This is a genomic window from Cytophagaceae bacterium ABcell3, assembly GCA_030913385.1.
GTDB lineage: Bacteria > Bacteroidota > Bacteroidia > Cytophagales > Cytophagaceae > ABcell3.
Genome location: CP133159.1, coordinates 2,501,373 through 2,521,175 on the forward strand (window position 1 = coordinate 2,501,373; position 19,803 = coordinate 2,521,175).

22 protein-coding genes and 1 pseudogene are annotated in these 19,803 nt (G+C 40.2%); 15 read left to right on the forward strand and 8 right to left on the reverse strand.

Annotated features, from left to right (window positions below; all coding sequences use genetic code 11):
* Nucleotides 1–115: 115 nt before the first annotated feature.
* Together RCC89_09990 and RCC89_09995 are read right to left on the reverse strand one after the other, a co-directional pair.
* Nucleotides 116–649: an integrase core domain-containing protein gene (locus RCC89_09990; GenBank protein ID WMJ73488.1), complete on the reverse strand. Its 534-nt coding sequence runs from the start codon at nucleotides 647–649 to the stop codon at nucleotides 116–118.
* The gene (locus tag RCC89_09995; GenBank protein WMJ73489.1) at nucleotides 646–1,377 is read right to left on the reverse strand and encodes a hypothetical protein; all 732 of its coding nucleotides are present in this window, start codon (nucleotides 1,375–1,377) and stop codon (nucleotides 646–648) included. Before RCC89_09995 ends, RCC89_09990 begins: the two co-directional genes overlap by 4 nt.
* Before the next feature lie 261 nt (nucleotides 1,378–1,638).
* On the opposite strand from RCC89_09995, the gene RCC89_10000 reads away from it, so the two are divergent.
* On the forward strand, nucleotides 1,639–2,214 hold the full coding sequence (locus RCC89_10000; GenBank protein WMJ73490.1) for a transposase: 576 nt from the start codon (nucleotides 1,639–1,641) through the stop codon (nucleotides 2,212–2,214).
* 491 nt (nucleotides 2,215–2,705) lie between these two features.
* A pseudogene (locus tag RCC89_10005) lies at nucleotides 2,706–2,996 on the forward strand (tyrosine-type recombinase/integrase).
* 191 nt (nucleotides 2,997–3,187) lie between these two features.
* Here RCC89_10005 and RCC89_10010 read toward each other — a convergent pair.
* Nucleotides 3,188–3,676 (reverse strand): IS3 family transposase, encoded by a 489-nt coding sequence (locus tag RCC89_10010; protein ID WMJ73491.1) that lies wholly within the window; start codon nucleotides 3,674–3,676, stop codon nucleotides 3,188–3,190.
* A 32-nt stretch (nucleotides 3,677–3,708) separates the two neighbouring features.
* Here RCC89_10010 and RCC89_10015 point away from each other — a divergent pair, with 32 nt between their 5' ends.
* From RCC89_10015 to RCC89_10030, 4 genes are read left to right on the forward strand one after another with little or no spacing between them, the layout of a single operon-like run.
* Nucleotides 3,709–4,008 carry a hypothetical protein gene (locus RCC89_10015; GenBank protein ID WMJ73492.1) on the forward strand — a complete coding sequence of 100 codons (300 nt, stop codon included), beginning with the start codon at nucleotides 3,709–3,711 and terminating at the stop codon, nucleotides 4,006–4,008.
* A 2-nt stretch (nucleotides 4,009–4,010) separates the two neighbouring features.
* Nucleotides 4,011–4,370: an IS66 family insertion sequence element accessory protein TnpB gene (tnpB, locus tag RCC89_10020; protein WMJ73493.1), complete on the forward strand. Its 360-nt coding sequence runs from the start codon at nucleotides 4,011–4,013 to the stop codon at nucleotides 4,368–4,370.
* A 56-nt stretch (nucleotides 4,371–4,426) separates the two neighbouring features.
* On the forward strand, nucleotides 4,427–5,881 hold the full coding sequence (locus RCC89_10025) for an IS66 family transposase (GenBank protein WMJ73494.1): 1,455 nt from the start codon (nucleotides 4,427–4,429) through the stop codon (nucleotides 5,879–5,881).
* A 38-nt stretch (nucleotides 5,882–5,919) separates the two neighbouring features.
* Entirely contained in the window at nucleotides 5,920–6,261 is a 342-nt protein-coding gene (locus RCC89_10030) for a cytochrome c (protein ID WMJ73495.1), read from the forward strand.
* A 50-nt stretch (nucleotides 6,262–6,311) separates the two neighbouring features.
* Here the strand turns inward: RCC89_10030 and RCC89_10035 are convergent, their stop codons facing one another.
* Nucleotides 6,312–6,701, reverse strand: a complete 390-nt coding sequence (locus tag RCC89_10035; GenBank protein ID WMJ73496.1) for an IS3 family transposase — start codon at nucleotides 6,699–6,701, stop codon at nucleotides 6,312–6,314.
* Nucleotides 6,701–7,018 carry a transposase gene (locus tag RCC89_10040; protein WMJ73497.1) on the reverse strand — a complete coding sequence of 106 codons (318 nt, stop codon included), beginning with the start codon at nucleotides 7,016–7,018 and terminating at the stop codon, nucleotides 6,701–6,703. The genes RCC89_10035 and RCC89_10040 overlap by 1 nt, the downstream gene beginning before the upstream one ends.
* Before the next feature lie 395 nt (nucleotides 7,019–7,413).
* Here RCC89_10040 and RCC89_10045 point away from each other — a divergent pair, with 395 nt between their 5' ends.
* Both RCC89_10045 and RCC89_10050 read left to right on the forward strand, forming a co-directional pair.
* On the forward strand, nucleotides 7,414–7,626 hold the full coding sequence (locus RCC89_10045; GenBank protein ID WMJ73498.1) for an addiction module protein: 213 nt from the start codon (nucleotides 7,414–7,416) through the stop codon (nucleotides 7,624–7,626).
* A complete protein-coding gene (locus RCC89_10050; protein ID WMJ73499.1) occupies nucleotides 7,623–7,823 on the forward strand; it encodes a hypothetical protein in 201 nt (66 codons plus the stop codon). The genes RCC89_10045 and RCC89_10050 overlap by 4 nt, the downstream gene beginning before the upstream one ends.
* Here the strand turns inward: RCC89_10050 and RCC89_10055 are convergent.
* Nucleotides 7,816–9,303 carry a hypothetical protein gene (locus RCC89_10055; protein ID WMJ73500.1) on the reverse strand — a complete coding sequence of 496 codons (1,488 nt, stop codon included), beginning with the start codon at nucleotides 9,301–9,303 and terminating at the stop codon, nucleotides 7,816–7,818. The two genes, RCC89_10050 and RCC89_10055, sit on opposite strands and share 8 nt — an antisense overlap.
* A 67-nt stretch (nucleotides 9,304–9,370) precedes the next feature.
* On the opposite strand from RCC89_10055, the gene RCC89_10060 reads away from it, so the two are divergent.
* From RCC89_10060 to RCC89_10080, 5 genes are all read left to right on the forward strand, one after another.
* A complete protein-coding gene (locus RCC89_10060; GenBank protein WMJ73501.1) occupies nucleotides 9,371–9,757 on the forward strand; it encodes a hypothetical protein in 387 nt (128 codons plus the stop codon).
* A 31-nt stretch (nucleotides 9,758–9,788) separates the two neighbouring features.
* The gene (locus RCC89_10065; GenBank protein WMJ73502.1) at nucleotides 9,789–10,709 is read left to right on the forward strand and encodes a transposase; all 921 of its coding nucleotides are present in this window, start codon (nucleotides 9,789–9,791) and stop codon (nucleotides 10,707–10,709) included.
* A gap of 334 nt (nucleotides 10,710–11,043) precedes the next feature.
* On the forward strand, nucleotides 11,044–13,212 hold the full coding sequence (locus RCC89_10070; GenBank protein ID WMJ73503.1) for an MFS transporter: 2,169 nt from the start codon (nucleotides 11,044–11,046) through the stop codon (nucleotides 13,210–13,212).
* A gap of 66 nt (nucleotides 13,213–13,278) precedes the next feature.
* Nucleotides 13,279–14,031 carry a ceramidase domain-containing protein gene (locus RCC89_10075; GenBank protein WMJ73504.1) on the forward strand — a complete coding sequence of 251 codons (753 nt, stop codon included), beginning with the start codon at nucleotides 13,279–13,281 and terminating at the stop codon, nucleotides 14,029–14,031.
* Nucleotides 14,032–14,149: 118 nt separating this feature from the next.
* Nucleotides 14,150–14,728: a hypothetical protein gene (locus RCC89_10080; GenBank protein WMJ73505.1), complete on the forward strand. Its 579-nt coding sequence runs from the start codon at nucleotides 14,150–14,152 to the stop codon at nucleotides 14,726–14,728.
* Between the two features lie 363 nt (nucleotides 14,729–15,091).
* Here the strand turns inward: RCC89_10080 and RCC89_10085 are convergent, their stop codons facing one another.
* Nucleotides 15,092–16,054 carry a sodium-dependent bicarbonate transport family permease gene (locus RCC89_10085; protein WMJ73506.1) on the reverse strand — a complete coding sequence of 321 codons (963 nt, stop codon included), beginning with the start codon at nucleotides 16,052–16,054 and terminating at the stop codon, nucleotides 15,092–15,094.
* A 539-nt stretch (nucleotides 16,055–16,593) separates the two neighbouring features.
* Here RCC89_10085 and RCC89_10090 point away from each other — a divergent pair.
* The gene (locus RCC89_10090) at nucleotides 16,594–17,919 is read left to right on the forward strand and encodes an MBOAT family O-acyltransferase (GenBank protein WMJ73507.1); all 1,326 of its coding nucleotides are present in this window, start codon (nucleotides 16,594–16,596) and stop codon (nucleotides 17,917–17,919) included.
* A gap of 2 nt (nucleotides 17,920–17,921) precedes the next feature.
* The gene (locus RCC89_10095; GenBank protein WMJ73508.1) at nucleotides 17,922–18,920 is read left to right on the forward strand and encodes a DUF1574 family protein; all 999 of its coding nucleotides are present in this window, start codon (nucleotides 17,922–17,924) and stop codon (nucleotides 18,918–18,920) included.
* 131 nt (nucleotides 18,921–19,051) lie between these two features.
* On the opposite strand, the gene RCC89_10100 is transcribed toward RCC89_10095, so the two are convergent.
* A complete protein-coding gene (locus tag RCC89_10100) occupies nucleotides 19,052–19,708 on the reverse strand; it encodes a DUF4136 domain-containing protein (protein ID WMJ73509.1) in 657 nt (218 codons plus the stop codon).
* Nucleotides 19,709–19,803 lie beyond the last annotated feature (95 nt).

Genomic DNA, 19,803 nt, shown 5'->3' on the forward strand with positions numbered 1-19,803 from the left:
CTACCATTTACTCGCCCCTTAAACGCTCACTGTAGCTTGCAGCTACAGCAACGTACTATCAAACAAAGCCGTACTGCCAAAGGTAGCCTGCGGCTACCAAACGTACTACCAGACATCAACACCTCCCACACCCATTACTTTTGTTAAAATTAACCCTTACCTCCCTCGCCCTCCTTGCTTGCTCAGTAAAATCCAGACCTGGAAAAACATCAGTATAAGCTTCCAAAGGCGTACGTCCACCAAGAGAAACATGCGGCCTGACAGAACAATAATCCTCTACCGCAAGAGAAAGACATTCATAAAGCCTTTCACCCGAATCAGGCTCATAATATCTCAGATATCGCTTCATGACCTTGTTCACCGCCTCCACAGGAGAATTAGAAAAAGCAATATCCTTCAGGGCAACCACTTTGGTGATTTCAGGATTCGGAGTAGTTTCAAGCAATTGCGAAATTGTTACCGCATGGTTTTCGCTTCCTCCGTCCGCAACAAGCGTGGCACAGACAAAATCAGAGTAATGGAACTTTATAGACTGTATTGCCATGGCAAGTGCATTTTTAACATTTTCAGCACAGCACCTTTCACCAACACTCCACCCCAGGATATTTCTTGAAAAATTATCAGAAACAAAAACTATAGCACGCTTCAAGCCATCTCGGAGCGTATAAAAAGTAGTACGACATGCAGGAACTGGTTAGGCCTGCTCGAAACAACTCCCTTCAACTTTTCAGGAGACCTTTTGAATACCCTTTTCAGCCCTAAAAGGTTAGCGTATTTGTACCATGTGCTCAAAGAAGCAAACAGCATAGAGTTTCTCCTTGCATAATGCGCAACAGAAGACACCGGCCAGCAGGGAAAGCTAGACAAAAGACCTTTCATTACATTGACCTCTTTGCCTGAAAGCTGTAAAGGGTGCCTTCTAAGGCAAAGGCTGAACGGCTGACTGAGACAGGAAAGTTTAAGTTTTGCAATCCTGTAACTAAAAGCAGCATAGGATAACCTGAAAATATTCAGTGAAAGATTAGCGGGCAGTATTTTCAGGAGGCCTTGAACTTCATTGATCAACATCTCCCCGTGATGCTTTTTCAATACCGGAAGCACAATTCCCGAAATGCTTATCCAAACCCTTGCAATAGCAAACAATATAGACTTAAGCCTTTTGTTTTCCTGCATAAGCTCATACCATTCCAAAGATTCCTTTTGCATATTTCTGAACTGGTGTCCTGTATAGGAGCTACAGTCAGTTTTTCTCCAAGTGGAAGCCGTTGAGTATGGAATGTTTTTGCGGAAAGAAACAGGCAGGAGGTGTTCTTTATTGTTAGCGTATAGGTAAATGACAAAGCTGTCATATTTAGCCCTGGCAGGTACATGTTTCATGTTTTTTGGTGTAGCTGTAAGCTACTTTTGGTATTTCGACAATAACATACTGGTGTTCCGTAGCTGGAAGCTACGGATAGCAGTGGTGATTTAATACCTCCTACGCTCACTGTAGCTTGAAGCTACAGAAACGTAATATCAATTAAATACGCACTTCCAAAGGTAGCCTGCGGCTACCAAACGTACTACCAAGTTTTTAGATATAAATATTTTATATATTATTGTTTATCTGCATATTGCATTGGATTTTTTTACTTGTTTATGGCGGCTATAAAAAACATAGATCTTAGTTCAGGTTATAAAATCAGAAACGAAGAGGGCATATTTTATCTTACGCTACAGGTGGTTTTGTGGGTAGATATTTTCTCTAGGCAAAATTACCGAGATATTATAATAGACAGTTTAAGGTTTGCAAAGATCAATAAAGGGCTTAATGTCCATGCTTATGTCATTATGAGCAACCATGTGCATATGATCGTTTCGGTAAAAGAAGGGAAATTGAGCAAGGTTATTGGAGAGTTTAAGTCCTATACTAGCAAACAAATTATCGAACATATTAAAGATGTTTCCGAAAGCAGGCGCACTTGGCTTCTTGAACTATTTGGCAGAGAAGGTAAAATTTCGTCTAGAAATAAAAGCTATAAAGTATGGACACATGAAAACCATCCAGTAGAGCTAGAGTCAACATATTTTTTTGACCAGAAACTAAACTACATTCATGAAAATCTTGTTAGGGCCGGTTTGGTTTATAAAGCAGAGGACTATGTTTATTCTAGCGCATCTGCATATGCTGGTATGGAAAGCATTCTTGAGATAGAGATAGATTATCTATATTGAATAAGGCAATCCCCCCCTTAATGCTCACTGTAGCTTGTAGCTACAGTACCGTATTGCCAAACAAAGACGCACTCCCCCTTAATGCTTACTGTAGTTTGCAGCTACAGTACTGTACTATCAAACAAAGACGTACTTGCAGAGGTAGCCTGTGACTACCAAACGTACTATCTACATATTGTAATGTTTAATTAATACAAGTGTTCCGTAGCAGGAAGCTAAGGTTAGCAAAGATTCCTTCCTCCTGATAGAAAATTGAATAGACAGCACAAGCCGTTAAGTATGGAACATTTTTGCGGAAAGAAACAGGCAGGAGGTGTTCTTTATTGTTTGCGTATAGGTAAATGACAAAGCTGTCATAGTTAGCCCGTGGCTGGAAGCTACGGATAGCAAAGGCAATCCCCCCATAACCCCATGAGCGTGCTCAAGTTCAAAAGTCCCGGCGCCAACCCACGGGAACCGCTCACGCAGGAAGAACCGGACAGCTCTTCAAAGCAGCGGAAAACCTGAAAGAGAAAGCGGTGCTGCACCTTTTTTACAGTTGCGGGCTAAGGCGCAAGGAAGGGGAGTCGCTGAACATCCAGGACGTGCACTTCAAGAAAAACATCCTTTATGTAAGGGAAGGGAAAGGGGCAAAACGGCGGGCCGTGCCAATGCCGGAAAAGGTGCGCAATGAACTGGAAAGCTATTACCTGAACGAGCGTGCCACGCTGGCCAACGTAAAGGACACAGAAGCCTTTGTCCTCAACAAGCTGGGGGGGGAGGATGAGCGGGAGCGGCCATAACAAGGTATTGAAACAGATAATCGAAAGGACAGATATCGCAAAAGAGACCAGCCTCCACCACCTACGGCACAGCATAGCCACGCACCTGCTGGACCCTTTTTTTGATTAATTAATGCCTGCCGCAGGGCTCCTCAAATCCTCCTATGATTTAGAAGAAAAATCATAGGAGGATTTCGAGGTTTATGCTTCTTTTACGCAGCACTTTTTCTATGAATATTATAAAATTCTTCAGGAGAAAGATATCCAAGAGAGGAATGTCTTCTGGTCCTGTTGTACCATATCTCAATGTATTCAAACAATCCCTTTTTTGCCTGCTTTATTGATTCATATTTCCGGTAACCAGTTTCAGATTTCAGGGTTTTGAAGAAGCTTTCAGCCACTGCATTGTCCCAGCAATTCCCTTTTCTGCTCATGCTCTGAGTAACATTTAGCTTACCAAGCTCATCCCTGAACTCTTTGCATGCATACTGCACGCCTCTGTCTGAATGAAAAACCAGCTCTTGAAAAACAGGTCTGTTTATCAGTGCCATCCTCCATGCAGGCACTACTGTTTCATATGCATGCATCGAAGTGGACATAGACCATCCTATTATTTTCCTATCATATAAGTCCATAATCATGGTCAGGTATAACGTATACCTACGGCCAAGTACATCTTTATTCCCAAAAAATAACGCCATAAGTTTGCATTACAAACTATAACAGCAAAATAATGGCAACAAACACAAAAGTATCTGACCAGATGCGTGAGCTTTATCAGCTCTGGCAACAAAGCGGTATCAGTAAAAAAGAATTTAGCCTTCGGCAGAACATCAATTATCAAAAATTCATCTATTGGTGCGGCAAATATAGAACAGAGGAGCCCGGTACCGGATTTGTCCCTCTGAAAGTAAGCAGCCCTGATGAAATTAACCCTGCGGCCGGCAACATGGAAGTTGTCTTTCCTTCCGGTGCCAAGGTCATATTCCACGGCATGGCAGATCCATCATTTGTTAAACAATTAGTCAGCTAGCCATGCTTTCATTGTCTCACCAGTGCAGGTACTTTCTCTATTCGGGCAAAACCGACATGCGGAAAGGGTTTGACAGCCTATCAGGTATTGTAAGGAGCAAACTTAACGAAAACCCCATGAACGGGGACATTTTTATTTTCCTGAACCGAAACCGAAACCATGTCAAGCTCCTTTTATGGGAAGGCGACGGTTTCAGTATGTATCACAAACGCCTTGAAAGAGGGACTTATGAAATACCTGTCCATTGCAAAAATGTGACCAAATCTGAAATATCCGCCTCGGTATTGCAACTGGTCTTACAAGGGATTTCCCTTGAGTCGGTCAGGCACCGCAAAAGATATAAAAGTCCTGGAAATCTTTAAACTTATTCTTTTTTTCCTAATACCACCTACATAGGTATATTATTTATCTTTGCAACATGCTTGCCGAAGGTATAGACTATAAAGAAAAATATGAGGAGGCGATGTCCGAGATCGCACTTTTGAAGTTTGAGCTCAAAGAGCTGAAGCGCCTCATATATGGCACCAAAAGCGAGCGTTTTGTGCCTTCGTCCGCACCGGAACAGTTAAACCTGGGACTTGGTGAAGAGCAGGCAACTGCCCCTGAAAAAGAGGAGGTCGTCAGGTTTAAGCGTGTCAAAAAAGAAACAGCCCGCAAGCACCCGGGCCGCCTCCCTATACCGGCACATGTACCAAGGGTGGAAGAGATTGTTGAGCCTGAAGAAGATACCTCAGGCATGAAAAAAATTGGGGAAGAGGTGACAGAGGTTCTTGAATATACCACCGGAAAGTTTCATGTGCGCAAAATTGTACGCCCGAAATACGCAAAACCTGAAGGGGAGGGTGTTGCCATTGGAGAATTGCCATACAGGGCGATAGAGAAAGGGATAGCCGGAGCAAGCCTTGTCGCTTTCCTTGTTGTCAGCAAGTATGTTGACCACCTTCCTTTATACCGCCAGATACAGATATTTAAGAGAGAAGGCCTTAATTTTCCTTCTTCCACAATGTCAGACTGGGTAAAACAAGGGGTAAACAAGCTTAAAATCTTATACGAACTGCATAAAAAGAGGACACTGCAAGCCGGTTACCTGATGGCAGACGAGACACCCATAAAAGTTCTCGACAAGGATAAAAAAAGTAAAATCCACCGGGGGTATTACTGGGTATATTATGACCCTGTCGGGAAACAGGTGCTGTTCGACTATCGTCCCGGGCGCGGGAGCGAAGGGCCATCAGATATACTGAAGGGTTTTCAGGGATACCTGCAATGTGACGGGTATAACGTATATGATATGTTTGCCAACATCAAGGGCATAACATTGTTCCATTGTATGGCACATGCCAGAAGGATGTTTGAGAAAGCATTGGACAATGACAAAGAAAATGCAGAACATGCCTTGAAAGAATTTCAGAAGTTATATGATATTGAGCGTAAAGCAAGGGAGGCCGGGATGTCTTTTGAAGAAAGAAAGGAATCAAGGCTTGATGCAAAAACAACATTGGACGACCTGGAAGAATGGATGAAAAACCTGTACCCTAATATTGCCCCTAGGAGTCCTATTGGAAAGGCGCTCGAATACTCCTTGAGCAGATGGGAAAGGCTCTCCATATATCTTGAGGATGGCAAGCTGGAGATAGATAACAATCTGGTGGAAAACTCAATAAGGCCAGTAGCCATAGGAAGGAAAAATTATCTGTTTGCCGGTTCACATGATGCTGCCCAGAGAGCCGCCCAAATATACTCGCTTGTGGCAAGCTGCAAAATCAACGGTGTAAACCCATTGGAATGGATGAAAGATGTTCTGGAAAGAATAGACAATCACCCGGTAAACAGGCTGGAAGAACTGCTACCCGGGAAGTGGGTAAAATTATAAAATCAACATGCACTTGCCCGAAGGCTTACGGTATAACCATGCCTCATTTGTCCGGATATAAGTTATGTCTGATACTTGCTGATGCCAAACTTGGTTGTCAGTTATTTCTAAATAATTGCCAGTCATGCCATAGTTTAGGTAGTGATTCTGGATATATAAGTTTAGAGGATACTCCAAAAGAAGCTATAGTTTTAATTATTCCGAACATTAATGATTCTAATTACCACAAGCCTACCTATTTTGACTTAACAGATTGTGAAAAAGCTCACATAACAGAATATATTCTTTCTTATTATAATGAACCTTTTGATGAACCTATTGTAGAGGTTGAGAAAAGTTGTTCTCAATTAGGCTTCTTCCCCGAAAGTCCGAGCAAGTGATATAACCGCTGTATCCCCCCCCTCTGGTCTAAGATTAGCGATAGCGTATCTTAGACCCAAAATATTGCAAGCTTGTAGCTTGCGTAATGTGAGTTGGGGAAAAAAGAAAATGAGAAACTGATGCTAAATCCATGGTTTGAATCAGTTGTGCAGACTTTAAATTTTTTACTTACAACACTCCTGATTCCGTGGTCTTTCATGATCCTGGCAACCCTTGGCCTGGATACTGCAAAACCCTTTTTTCTAAGATCTAATGTAATTCTAGGACTTCCATAGGTACCATTGCTTAACTCATGCACTGTTTTGATTTCCTTTAGCAATATCGCTCTTTGTTGAGCCAGTTTGAGTTGTTTCTCCTTCTTCCACTCATAAAAGCTGTTCCTGGCAACATTAAATGTCCTACACATCTTTTCAACAGCATACTCTTTTCTATGATCCATTATGAATTGGTATATTTGCTGTCTCCCCTGGAAAAGATGCTTACCGCCTTTTTTAGGATTTCCCTTTCAAGCTCAGATTCCTTTAAGGCTTTCCTCAAGGCATGAATTTCTTTTTGTTCTTCTGAAAGGTTCTGTTTCCCATTTCCTGGAAAACTGGCAGCGCCATTCGTCTTCATTTCACGTGACCATCTCCTTACTAAATCAGGACCAATGCCTAATTCTTTCCCAACAGCGGTACTGGTCTTCCCGCTTAAATGCAGCTCTACAGCCATTGTTTTAAATTCGTGGTCATATGACCTTCTTTCTCTTTTACTCATCGTTCCAAATTTAAGAAAAAGAGCTTAACTTACTGTCCTATCAAATATATACATTCCAATCTTCCTGTTCTTTGGGGAGCCATTCAAAGGCTTCTTCCACTAGAGCTTTAAAAAAAGTTCGACTCAGTGCGTCGGGAATTAAGCTGGACCCATTACCGGTCACTTTTAAAGGTAGACTTAAGTTTATATGCTCACTGTAGCTTGCAGCTACAGCACCGTACTATCCAATAAAGCCGTATTGCCAAAGGTAGCTTGCAGCTACCAGAACGTACTGCCAAATAACCCGCTAATACACAATATTATTATAGCGTCTTGCAACAATACCACCCTATGAGGTAAACCACATATGAAAATAAATCGTTAACTTTACTGATGACCAAATGCGGCACTCGAACATGAAACCAGAAATTAAATACAAACTAATAGAAAAGCTTATCCAGACCGAGGACGATGCATTGTTGAGCCAGGTACAGGAAATATTGGAAGACAGCAGTTCCAAAAGCGAAGACCTGAAACAAGAACTCGACAAAAGAATGGAAAAATACCGTCGTGGGGAAAGTAGCCTATATACTTGGGAGGAAGTAAAAAAACATGTCAAAAAGAAATGAGTTACAGTCTATTTTTTACAGACGATGCCAGAGCTGATATCAAGGAAGGTTATGAGTGGTATGAAGGACAGGGAGAAGAGCTAGGCGACGAATTTTTAGAGAGCTTAAACGCTACTTTGAAGAAAGTCGAAGAGCATCTGGCTGGCGATCTGCGCTATTCTTTTTTGTCTGAATCGGGATTTTTAGGTATCAATTAACCAATTCCAACAGTACCGGATAATATTCTTGTTTCATGAGCTTTGCCTTAAGCCAAGTATAAAAAGCCATGGCCTGAATATCTTCCTGTTCCTTGGGGAGCCATTCAAAGGCTTCTTCCACTTTAGCATGAATATCTGTAGATAGTGGATTTTGTATATAGTTTTTTACCAAAGTTAGGAAAACAAACCCTCTTTTGTAAATAGGATTATCAGCCAAAGCTGCAAAACTTCGTTCTACAGAGCGTATCCTGTTTTCGCAGATGTCCAATTTGTTGAGCTCGTAGTAAAGAATTACCTCCATCAGGTTCTTTTTAAATACCCATTCAACCCCCATTTGCTTTTTATACCAGTTGTCGGAATGGTCAAAGTGGTAGAACAGGTTTAAGGTTTTTTTGTAATCCCCACGAATGAAGTGGTACATGCCAAGGTTTATAATGGTGTTGTTTGTTTCATTAGCCTGAAAACCATAATCCATCACCAGCATATCTGATAAAATTTGAATAGCTTCTTCCAGATGCCCAAGAAACATCTTGTTGGCAGCTTTCATCTGTATGACCCTGCCCCAGAAACGCTTTTTCAATGATTTTGGGCCGGCGAGCAGGGCTTGCTCCAGCATTATAAGGTGGTCAAGTGATTGGGGAAACTTCTTGTTTCTATACAATGTATGGGCCACCATGTAAAGCATTTCTATCTGATAGGAGCCATAGCTTTGGGGCGCTTCTTTTTTAAACAGGCTTTTGTAACTGGATGTCAAAAAGGGCTCAAAATTGTGAAAGGCTTTGGTCGCAATGGTGCCGGAACGAATTATTTGCAAGAGTTTCAGGAATAGCCTAGGTTGCTGGAGGGTTTCTTGGCTAATTTGGTATTTACTTAATATTTTATTGATGAGGTACTGAAACTTTACTTCTTTCCCTGATAGTCTGTAGCGCTCCAGCTCTCTCACAATAACACTTTTTACTATAGAAAAGCGCTCATCTACATTCAGTAATACCCGATTGCGCTCATACTTCTCAATAATCTCCTCCAGCGACACCTTTTGCTGCAAGTGTGCATAATTTAGTTCTAGCAAATAAATATCGTTGAGAATATGAAAAGCGTCTTGTTGCAAAGCCATTTCTTCTGCCGACAGCAGGTATTTCCATCCCAGTTCATGGAGGTGTTTGTCCAACAAAAATTTGGCGGTATTCAGATTGGCTTGTATTTGCGCCGTTTCATTTTCCTGCTTTGACTGTGACTTTAGCAATATAAAGTCTGAGAGATGTCTAAACAAACGCTTTCTGATGGTGTGATAGGCATTGCTGTTCTTAGTGTTCAGGTTTGCAATAAGTTCTTCCGTGTCCCACTTCTTTTTTTCTTTGAGAAGCTTAAACAGCAATAAGTCCTTTCTGTCTTTTTTAAATCTGGACCTTTGAATGAACCATGAAAATTCTTCGCAGTCACTTGCGTCTAATGAGTGAATTATTTCTTGCAGGTTATCCATAGGGTAAATTGTGGCTCACACGTAAAAGTTGGGGAGTTTTGGTTTGATTTGTTAATTTTAAGGCAAGATGAAAGAAAATATTATTGCCCCTTTTTTGCCGGAAGGCATACTAGATTTTTTTGAAATAGAAGCTGTAATAGAGCTATGTGACCTGAACAGCAAAAGATCCTTTTATAAAATCAACCTCATTGAGCAGAACCGGCTATTAGGAAAACATAATCCTGAAGAGTACGAGTCTAAAGGTTTTTATGAACCTAAAATTGTGCAAGATTTCCCTATAAGGGGAAAAGCCGTTTATCTTGAATTTAAGCGACGAAGGTGGAGGCATAAAACATGCAAGAACAAAATAGTTTACAATGACTATTCATTTGTAGCTGAAGGCTCTAAAATCACTCAAGAGCTTTCAGATTTTTTAAAAGGTACAGGTCGAGACCCGCGAAGATACCATTGGTAACATTGGCAGCTATTATGAGGTCAAAGGGGATTTGTTGAGGAGGCACTATAAGAAGAAAAGCAGTGGGTTTAAGCAGTGGGAACAAAAAGAGCATGCAGAAGACTATTTGGTCTTTCCGGACAATATCGGAGAGCATCTCAGTATAGACGAAGTTGCACTGTCAAAAGGAGAGTTGTACACTTTTATTACCAATAAAAACGGGAGAGGCAAAAGAGGCTCTTTGGTAGCTTCTGTAAAAGGCACATTGTCGGCAAATATCATACAAGTTCTGGAGAAAATCCCTCTGGAACAAAGGAATAAAGTAAAGGAAGTAACCCTTGACATGGCAAAAAACATGGAGTCATCCGCAAGAACATGTTTCCCCATGGCAAATTTGGTTACAGACCGCTTTCATGTAGTAAGGCTGGCCCTGGAGGCTCTACAACATATAAGGGTCAATCAAAGATGGGTTGAACTGGATATGGAAAACAAGGCTATCGAAGCTGCCAAAAAGAATGGCGTTAGGTATAAAGCACCCTTATTGCCCAATGGGGACACCCCAAAGCAACTTTTGGCCCGCTGCAGGTATGTCTTTGCCAAAAAGAAAGCTGATTGGACTCAAAGCCAAGAGCAGAGAGCCAACATAGCTTTTGAAAATTATCCAGACCTCAAAAAAGCTTATGACCATGTTCTTGAGTTTAGGCTAATATATGAAAGCAACACAAAAATTTCCGCTGAAAAAAAGTTTAATGAATGGATCAATAAAACTCATGAGATGGAAATTAAAGAATTTTTAACGGTAGCAAATACAGTAAGCAACCATATGAGCAATATTCTAAACTTCTTTGACAATAGATCTACCAATGCAAATGCGGAATCTTTTAATTCAAAAATAAAGCTCTTCAGGGCAAACTTAAGAGGCGTTGTAGATACCAGGTTTTTCTTGTTCAGGCTCTCTAAGCTTTTTGCTTAAATCCCCAGAAAAATACGGTGACCCTAAATTGTTTGTCGATGAGGGTAAAGTGATGGATTTTAGTTATGTAGGATATACTAAGTTCATTGTTTCGTTTCCGTACTTTGCCCTTTAAATGTTGGGTGTAAGGAAAGAGGTATAGGCGTTCCATTACCAATATTTCTCAAAAACGGAATGTTTTACTAGTTTTTAAAAGTACGTTTTAAAATTTAAAAATTCAATTTAATGTAAATAAATGCCTTTTTTTAAGTAATAAAAAAGTACGTAAAGTGAGGATTATGGATTGAAAGCTCTATCAAGACGGCCTACTTTTGCTTCATAAACCTTTATACTTATGAAAAAGGCACGGTTCAATTTGTTTATCACCCAGTTTTATGGAGTTTTCAACGATAACCTACTCAAGAGCCTCATCTGTTTTGTGGCTGTTTATTGGCTTAGTCCCGAAAACAGGAGCATGGTTATTCCTTGCGCATCCGCATTGCTGGTACTTCCTTTTATTCTGTTTTCACCACTTGCCGGGGCATTGGCACAGCGATATCCTAAACAGCAGATCTTACAATTATGTAAACTAGCCGAATTGCCCATTATGGCCATTGCCATTACTGGGTTCTATTTTCAAAGTTTGGCAGTTGTGATGTTTGCCTTGCTGCTTATGGCTTTACAAAGCGCAATATACTCGCCGTCCAAGTATGGGCTTATCAAAGAAATATCACAGGAGGAAGGGCTTTCGGAAACTGTAGGTATTATGGAAATGCTCTCTTTTGCAGCAGTATTGCTAGGCACCACACTGGCAGGTTTTATAGCCGATGCCAGAGAAATTCAAACCTTACTGCTAGCTACAGCACTGGCAGTACCTGCAATCATGGGCTATGTTTCCAGCACCAGGATCACCCGCTCGGAGGCGGCCAATAAAAAAGACACTTCTATAAGCCTTAACCCCTATACCTTTACCAAGTCTGCCTGGAAACAAGCAAAGAGTTTTAAAGGGGTTAATTCCAGCCTTGTCGGCTTGGGTATATTCTGGCTGGTAGCGTCCATTGTACAGATGAACCTGCTGGTACATTGTCCTGAGCGCTTAGGTTTTACCCCCACCCAGACAGGGTTCGTAACCGCGGCACTTGCCATAGGTATTGGGTTAGGATGCTTTGCTGCCGGAAGAGTTACCAAATCACGTCTTGAAATTGGAATTGTTCCTTTTGCCGGCATTGGCTTAAGTTTGGCTACCATGGCCCTTTCGTTTAACCTTTCGCCAACCTTTTTTATAGTGGTACTAATTATTGCCGCCTTTTTGGGGGGACTGTTTAAAGTGCCTCTAGATGCCTGGGTGCAGGAAAGAAGTTCTAAAGAAAAGCTCGGACAGATACTGGCGCTCAGCAACATGGTTGTTTTTATATTTTTCCTGCTTTCTGCAGCTCTCTTTGCCTTGGCACAGCCGATAATAGGCTCCAAAGGAATCTTCTTGTTAACGGGCGGAATAATGTCAGTTACTAGCTTAGTTTGTTTTATTAAATTACCTGCAGCTGTGGTAAGGTTCATACTATGGACCCTGGCGCATACTATTTATAAGTTAAGAATTTCAGGCATGGAAAACATTAGCAAAACACAGGGAGCCATACTGGTTTGTAACCATGTTAGCCTACTGGATTCATTGCTGGTGGTGGCCGCAGTGCCTCGTAATACCAGATTTGTCATGCACGAGAAAGTGTATCACAATCCATGGCTGCACTGGTTTTTCAAAAGTGTTAATATGATACCTGTGGGCGATAATAAGAGCAAGGAAGACCTTTGGAACTTTACCATGAAATGTAAGCAGGAACTCGATAACCAGCACATGGTATGTCTGTTTACCGAAGGCCAAATCAGCCGAAACGGGCATTTACTGGAATTCAAAAAGGGTATAGAATACCTGATAAAAGCTTCTAAAGCCCCAGTTGTGCTGCTGCACATGGGCAATGTGGTAGGGTCGCCGCTTTCTTACCAGACAGGTACTTGTAAAACTTATGGGTTTAATTTTAGAACTTTAAGAAGACTTGTGTATCTTAAAATTAGTGAAGCTTATCATCAACCCTTAACTTCTTTTCAGATTCGGCAGAAAATGAAAGAGCTGGAAGTATACAATTTTAAGCAATTGATAAAAGATCATAATTATGATACTGGCATGGCACTAGAGAAAGCCCATCAAATGGTGTTGTTGGGCAAGGACAAAACAGGGCTGCTTGCAAAAAACGGTAGCGATTTGGAAAACCTGGTCGTCAGTACCCCAGACTGCACCATCAAAGATATCTCTGGCAAGCAGATTCAGCTTAATGGCTCCCAGCCGGGCAGTATAGGCAGACCTTTACCTGGGGTAGCCGTCAAAGTGGTAGACATAGACGGCAACGAACTTCCCGAAAACCAAAGCGGTATTATTTGCTACCTTGCTGCCTTCTGGGACGATGTTCACTGGAAGGCCACCGAATTGTGGGGAAGTATAGATAGGGAAGGGTTTGTGAGGTTAGGGTGAAGAAGTTACAAGACCTGCCGTGACATTTAAAGAAAACCTAGCGATTCACTCTAAAACAACGACAAAATGCCAACATACTTACAAAACAACTGGTTTTATATTTTTGCGTTAACGTGTGCAGGATTGCTTTTGCTGATGGATCCAATTCCTCAAAGCAGTATGTACCATCATTTTGCTGATCAGAGAACATGCTTTTCCATACCCCACTTTCATAATGTATGGACAAATATCCCTTTTGTGGCCATAGGGGTTTGGGGTTTATTTTCTACCAGGCTTAGCTCTTATCCTCCACTTTTACGTCAGATTAGCCAGATACTTTTTATAGGGTTTGTTTTAACAGGATTGGGTTCCGGGTATTATCATCTGGATCCGCATAACGCTACCTTGTTGTGGGACCGCTTGCCCATGACCATTATCTTTATAAGCTTTTTTAGCCTAATTTTTACCCAAGCTTATGGTTTAGAGAAAGGAAAGCCAATATTCTACTTTGGCTTACCGATAGGTATTCTTTCGGTCATTTATTGGTACGTTACAGAAAAGGCCGGATCAGGCGACCTGCGCCCTTATGTTTTTACACAGTTTTTTCCCATGCTGGCTTTGCCTATTATACTCGTTTCTGGGAAAAGAAAACTCCAAAACATGAGACTGATTATCATTATATTGCTATGTTATGTAATAGCCAAAGTATTTGAACATTTTGACCATGAAATCATGCATGCCCTGTCTTATAGCGGCCATGCCCTTAAGCATCTTGCAGCAGCATTGGCCATGTATTTTATGTATAGGTATATTGGGAAATCCACATACAAAGCATCCTAATGGTTGACTTTGCTTGCTTTGGTTTTAACCTGATTGATGCGATAGATTTTGCTGTGAAGGAGCTTGTTGACTTATTGAAGTAAATTTGTTTGGTTTAGATAGGTTACATTATCAGATTATGCTTTATACTTTCAAATTGTTTAATATACTAGCTTTGGTTAGTATTAGTTTTTTAGGTTTTTCTCAACCTCAATTAAAGTATGTAGAAGAGTATAACGAGTTGGTCAACAATTGTATTGGGTGTAGGTGTTCCATGTATGATATAGTGAAAATATTTGGCGAGCCTCGGTCGGTTAAGCAAAATGTAGAAAAGAGGGCAGAAAAGGTGATGACTTATGATGGTCGGTGGATTAGGCCAACTTTAAAAAATGTTGTTCTGCATTATAAAGATGTAAGCTTCTATTATACAGTGTCTCCTATATTTGAGGTATCAGAAGCGGTTGCAGACACAGTTTTTGGTTTAAAGTTTATAAAGCTTAACAAAAATAGTAGTTTGGGTACAAAACATGGCGTCTTCTTGGGTTGTGATTATGATACTGTTGTTTCCAAACTGCGACAACATCATGTGCTTTTTGAAGAGAGAGGAAAGGTGCTGTATTTAACTGGCGAGGGAATTTCTTTTTACTTTAAAAGAAATAAGTTGAACCGGATCATTCTATCTCACACTTGCTCCCAGTCACTTTTTTTTGATGAGTGAATGGTTCTGCTGGCGTTTGAAAGCGGATTTCTTCCATTTTTATCATAGTTTATATTTTTCACTAACCCTTGGCCTTTGTTTAGAATATTTTTTTAGTTAGCGAATATCCGAAGTAGTAGGGATTTTTCAGACTAAATGTTCTTTAGCTAAAAGAAACGGTTAATGTCTTAGTTTAATATTAGCGTATACGCTCTCTGTAGCTTCCAGCTACAGCCCCGTACTATCCAATAAAGCTGTATTGCCAAAGGTAGCTTGCAGCTATCAAAATGTACTGTTTAGTCACAGTGGCATACTCCAAAGTTCGCTCTTTTATATCTTATAATCCATCATAATATTTATTTTTCTACCATTATAAGTGAGAGTTTAGAAAGTACATACCAGCCAAAAGTAAATTGGCATGCCTATGGTAATGTTTACTGGAAATGTAACTGCCAGGGTCATAGGTAGGAACATGCCTGGGTTAGCTTTCGGTACGGCAATTTTCATCGCTGCAGGTACTGCAATATAAGAAGCACTGGCAGCAAGAATGGCAAAAACAAACCTACTCCCTATATCTTGAGTTACAAAAGCGCTCAAGAAAGCTACTATAACGCCATTCAGTATAGGTATGATTATGGCAAAGAACATTGGAAAATACCCTGCGTTAAGAAAGGCTTTTAGACGTTTGCCACTTGCAATTCCCATATCCAGAAGAAAAATAGCCAGAAAGCCTTTAAAAATATCTGTTGTAAAAGGTTTTATCCCTTCAGCATGTTTTTCGCTGGCTAGAAAGCCAATTGCCAAGCTTCCCAGGATCATCAAAACGCTGCCATTGGTAAATGAATGCTTAAGGGCCGAGGCTTTGTCAATGGTGTCTTCTGTATTTTTATTATAAATGGTTATCAAAATTAGGCCTGCAATGATTGCGGGCGACTCCATCAATGCCATAATGGCTACCATATGACCACGAATTTCATATTGCTGCATTTCTAGGTATCCAACAGCCGTTACAAAGGTAACAGCACTGACCGAACCATAAGCTGCGGCAATTGCGCCCGAGTCAAAAATATTGAGTTTCTGCTTTAATATAAAGAAAGTATACAATGGAATTGCTACTGAGACCCCTACACCAAAAAACATAGACCACAAAATCTCATTTGTAAAATGTTCGTGTGATAGCTCTTGGCCACCTTTAAAGCCAATACTAAACAACAGGTATAAAGAGATAAACTTTGACGAGTTTGCAGGGATTTTTAGATCGCTCTTTAACGAAACCGCTACAATGCCGAGTATAAAGAATAACAACGCCGGATTGGTCAAGTTTTCGAGTAATAGTTGAATATTCATTTGTTTGAATAGTTAAGAATTTCTCTCAAGTTTTTTTCGGCAAATATGTGTAGTTTTTTATATAAATTTTTATTTATATTTATAATGATTTGCATATATGTTTATTTATAATTTATTAAAGGAATCAATCATATCCTGTCTTATACAATAACTTATATATATCAGGCTAAGAAAAGACTTGCAACAAGGGGGAGTTTTGGCTGTCCAGTGATTTGTATGATTTCTTGTCTTTAATCTAGTCAGGTTAAGAATGAGGTTTATAGCTGAATGTATATGCAGGTATTCAGGTGCTGTTTCTAAAGGCTATTTGGCACATTTTGTTAACTTTGCTTGGTTAAATACTTTTTGCCATCTATAATTAGTTGTATATTATAATAATGTGCAAAAATGCCTTCCATGGAATTTTGGGGTTGGCAAACATTTGAAAGACTATGTTATTTAATTCGTTCGAATTTTTAATCTTTCTACCTGTTGTTTTTCTGTTATACTGGTTTGTTTTTCAGAAGAATATAAAGGCTAGGAACCTCTTTTTGCTGGTAGTGAGTTACGTTTTTTATGGATGGTGGGACTGGAGGTTTTTATTATTGATCTTTGCCAGCTCGTTGATAGACTTTATTCTAGGAAGTGCTATTTCCAAGTCAAGGGAGAAGAATCTCAGGCGTGTGTACCTTTCGCTCAGTATTTTGTTTAACCTAGGTTGTTTGGGGCTGTTCAAATATTACAATTTTTTCATAGAGTCTTTTGTGGAAATGACTGCTGCCTTCGGGTTGCAGGCAAATGTTACCTCTTTGTCGCTGATATTGCCTGTAGGTATTAGTTTTTACACCTTTCAGACGCTAAGTTATACCATTGATGTTTATAGAAAGCAAATTGATGCAGTAAAGGATCCGGTCGTTTTTTTTGCTTTTGTAAGCTTTTTACCTCAATTGGTGGCTGGCCCAATAGAACGGGCTCGGAACCTTATCCCGCAATTTCAGGGGCAAAAAATTTTTGATTATGATAAAGCTGTCAATGGCATGCGCCTTATTTTGTGGGGCTTGTTCAAAAAAGTGGTTATTGCAGATGGGGCTGCTCTAGCGGTAGAGCGTATTTTCAGCAATTATGAGTCAATGTCTGTTGCTTATTTGGCACTAGGGGCGATATTGTTTGCTGTACAGATTTACGGAGACTTTTCAGGTTACTCTGATATAGCCATTGGCGTGGCCGCTTTGTTGGGTTTTAATCTTATGGTGAATTTTAAAACACCTTATTTTTCAAGAGATATAAGTGAATTTTGGCGACGGTGGCATATTTCTTTATCAACCTGGTTTAGAGATTATCTATACATTCCCATAGGAGGCAACCGGGGAACTATGCTTAAAGTGGTAAGAAATACCTTTGTGATTTTCCTTGTCAGTGGTTTTTGGCATGGTGCTAATTGGACGTATATTTTCTGGGGCGGGTTAAACGCACTTTACTTTCTTCCCTTACTGCTTGCTAATAGAAACCGTAAGCACCTAGACACCGTAGCAGAAAATAGGTATTTGCCTAGCATGAAAGAAATATTGCAAATGACTTTCACTTTCGTATTGGTATGTTTTGCTTGGATTTTCTTCAGGGCGGAGAGCCTTAGTCATGCTTTTGGGTACATTCAAGGGTTTTGGGCGAACCCTTTGTGGGAGTCTAAACTTGTTATTTCTGTCCATTACTTTTACATGTTAGGTGTTTTTTTATTGATAGAATGGTTGATTAGGGAAAAAGGTTTTTCAGCTACAGTAGCCGATAGTTCTGTTTTCTTACGAAGATGTACATATACGATGCTTTTTCTATGTATTGTGTTTTTTGGTGTATTCAATGGTTCTGAGTTCATATATTTTCAGTTTTAGTTATGAGGAAGTTTGTTTTTAATTTATTGAAGACTTTGGCCTATTTGGGACTTTCTTATGTGATGTTTGTCTGTGCTTTAGTTTTTACAGGAGATGGGTATTTGCAAAACATTGTAGATGCCAGGGGAGGGGTAGGACATAGTTTAGTGCGCTTTAGTGAAGCTGAAAACGTTTCTGATGTAGATGTTTGTTTTATAGGCTCTTCTCACGCCTACAGGGGTTTTGATACCAGGTTTTTTGATAAGGAAGGTTTGTCTGCTGTAAATCTTGGTTCTCCTATACAAACACCTTTTAATACCTATTTTGTGCTGAATGAATATTTGGAAAAGGTTAATCCTAAAGTAGTTGTAATAGAAACTTATTGGAACATGTTGGTCAATGACGGTACAGAGTCGGCTATAGATCTTATATCTAATATTGGTTTTACAAGCAATATGCTTGAAATGGCCTGGGAGAAAAAACGTGATATCAGGTTTCTGAACTCTGCTTTTTTAGGTTGGTTGAAATATAGCTTTTTTGATGTTGCACAAAAGGATATTCCGCATGATATTTATATATCAGGTGGCTTTGTTATGTCCGATACCATTGCCAACCTGCCAGGTTTCGAACGTAAAATATTGTCTTCTAAATGGGACGTGCATCCAGTGCAAATGGAATATTTGGGTAAAATTCTCGATTTGTGCCAGTCTAAAAATATTCGGGTAATGCTGGTTTCCGCTCCTGTTACCAGAGAATTGTATCATTCGGTTCAAAAAGATTATGAAGCTAAGTATTATAACCCTATTCATGACCTCGCTGTAAGATATGGTATTCCTTTTTGGGATTATAATTACTCAGAAGACGTAAAACTAGACGCTTTAACGCACTTTTTTGATACTAACCACTTAACTCAAGCTGGTGTAGAGCTTTTTAACCAGCATTTTATAAGTAGGTTTAAAAGAGAAGTGTATGAAGTTGATTTAATGGCAGAAACAGTTGAAGAGGAAGTAAATATATTGTAATGGATATTTGACGTATATAATTATCTCTTATTTGTCTCTGATGCCTTTGGCCTAGTTTTCAGTGTTTACCTAAAGTTGCTCAGACCTGCTATTTTTTGGATTAAGCCAGAAGCCCTTGTGGGCTCCTGCTTTTACTCTCTATCTACCGGAAAGTCCTCAAACATGATGCAAACATGTCTAGGAATTCTTTCTTGGAATCTTTGCGGATTGTTGACCCTTTTTTCTATGCCGCCTCTCCAAATGTGTTGATTGTTTCTTCTGTCAAACATATCGACCACAATAGTTGCGTACTGGTAATGTACTTGCCTGACGCCATGGCCCCAGCCGCCCCAGCCGCCATATGGATGGCCCCAGCCACCCCAGCCGCCCCAAGCGCCCCAGGGATGTCCCCAAGCACCCCAGCCGCGATATGGATGACCCCAGCCGTAAAATCCAGGGCCCCACATGCCGCCCCAGCCAAAGGCTGGTCCTGTGGTAATCATTTCACGGCGTGTCTCGGTTTCTGTATCTACCCTAAGCAGAATGTCTGGATTTTCGGTGTCAAGCTCAAACCCTCTTTCGCGCATTTGGGTGTTTACTGCACTTTTTATGTTCTCAATATGAATTTCTGAATTGATCCTTAGATTATTTCCATTTTCGTCATCATCTTCTTCTGTTGGTACCCAGGCGTATGTATTATATTGTTCATAATCATGCCCTTCTACTTTTTCGTCAAAGTAGCTAGCCCGCCTACATGAAGCGACCACTACCAACATTGCCAAAACACTTAAATACAAACGTAGTTTCATTCCTTTCCCGATTTATCTAACCCTCCTTTTATTAAACAAATAAAGATATAGAAAATGTTTAAAGTGGTGTTTTTATGAGTTGTTTGTGCTGATTA

Excerpts from the sequence above, each read along its gene's own strand:
- RCC89_10055 (WMJ73500.1), bottom strand. The coding sequence starts at position 9,303 with ATGGATAACCTGCAAGAAATAATTCACTCATTAGACGCAAGTGACTGC.
- RCC89_10015 (WMJ73492.1), top strand. The coding sequence starts at position 3,709 with ATGGCAACAAACACAAAAGTATCTGACCAGATGCGTGAGCTTTATCAG.
- RCC89_10095 (WMJ73508.1), top strand. The coding sequence starts at position 17,922 with ATGAGGAAGTTTGTTTTTAATTTATTGAAGACTTTGGCCTATTTGGGA.
- RCC89_10060 (WMJ73501.1), top strand. The coding sequence starts at position 9,371 with ATGAAAGAAAATATTATTGCCCCTTTTTTGCCGGAAGGCATACTAGAT.
- RCC89_10085 (WMJ73506.1), bottom strand. The coding sequence starts at position 16,054 with ATGAATATTCAACTATTACTCGAAAACTTGACCAATCCGGCGTTGTTA.
- RCC89_10070 (WMJ73503.1), top strand. The coding sequence starts at position 11,044 with ATGAAAAAGGCACGGTTCAATTTGTTTATCACCCAGTTTTATGGAGTT.
- RCC89_10000 (WMJ73490.1), top strand. The coding sequence starts at position 1,639 with ATGGCGGCTATAAAAAACATAGATCTTAGTTCAGGTTATAAAATCAGA.
- RCC89_10045 (WMJ73498.1), top strand. The coding sequence starts at position 7,414 with ATGAAACCAGAAATTAAATACAAACTAATAGAAAAGCTTATCCAGACC.
- RCC89_10100 (WMJ73509.1), bottom strand. The coding sequence starts at position 19,708 with ATGAAACTACGTTTGTATTTAAGTGTTTTGGCAATGTTGGTAGTGGTC.
- RCC89_10035 (WMJ73496.1), bottom strand. The coding sequence starts at position 6,701 with ATGGATCATAGAAAAGAGTATGCTGTTGAAAAGATGTGTAGGACATTT.
- RCC89_10080 (WMJ73505.1), top strand. The coding sequence starts at position 14,150 with ATGCTTTATACTTTCAAATTGTTTAATATACTAGCTTTGGTTAGTATT.
- RCC89_10075 (WMJ73504.1), top strand. The coding sequence starts at position 13,279 with ATGCCAACATACTTACAAAACAACTGGTTTTATATTTTTGCGTTAACG.
- RCC89_10025 (WMJ73494.1), top strand. The coding sequence starts at position 4,427 with ATGCTTGCCGAAGGTATAGACTATAAAGAAAAATATGAGGAGGCGATG.
- RCC89_10050 (WMJ73499.1), top strand. The coding sequence starts at position 7,623 with ATGAGTTACAGTCTATTTTTTACAGACGATGCCAGAGCTGATATCAAG.
- tnpB (WMJ73493.1), top strand. The coding sequence starts at position 4,011 with ATGCTTTCATTGTCTCACCAGTGCAGGTACTTTCTCTATTCGGGCAAA.
- RCC89_09995 (WMJ73489.1), bottom strand. The coding sequence starts at position 1,377 with ATGAAACATGTACCTGCCAGGGCTAAATATGACAGCTTTGTCATTTAC.
- RCC89_10010 (WMJ73491.1), bottom strand. The coding sequence starts at position 3,676 with ATGGCGTTATTTTTTGGGAATAAAGATGTACTTGGCCGTAGGTATACG.
- RCC89_10030 (WMJ73495.1), top strand. The coding sequence starts at position 5,920 with ATGCCTCATTTGTCCGGATATAAGTTATGTCTGATACTTGCTGATGCC.
- RCC89_10040 (WMJ73497.1), bottom strand. The coding sequence starts at position 7,018 with ATGAGTAAAAGAGAAAGAAGGTCATATGACCACGAATTTAAAACAATG.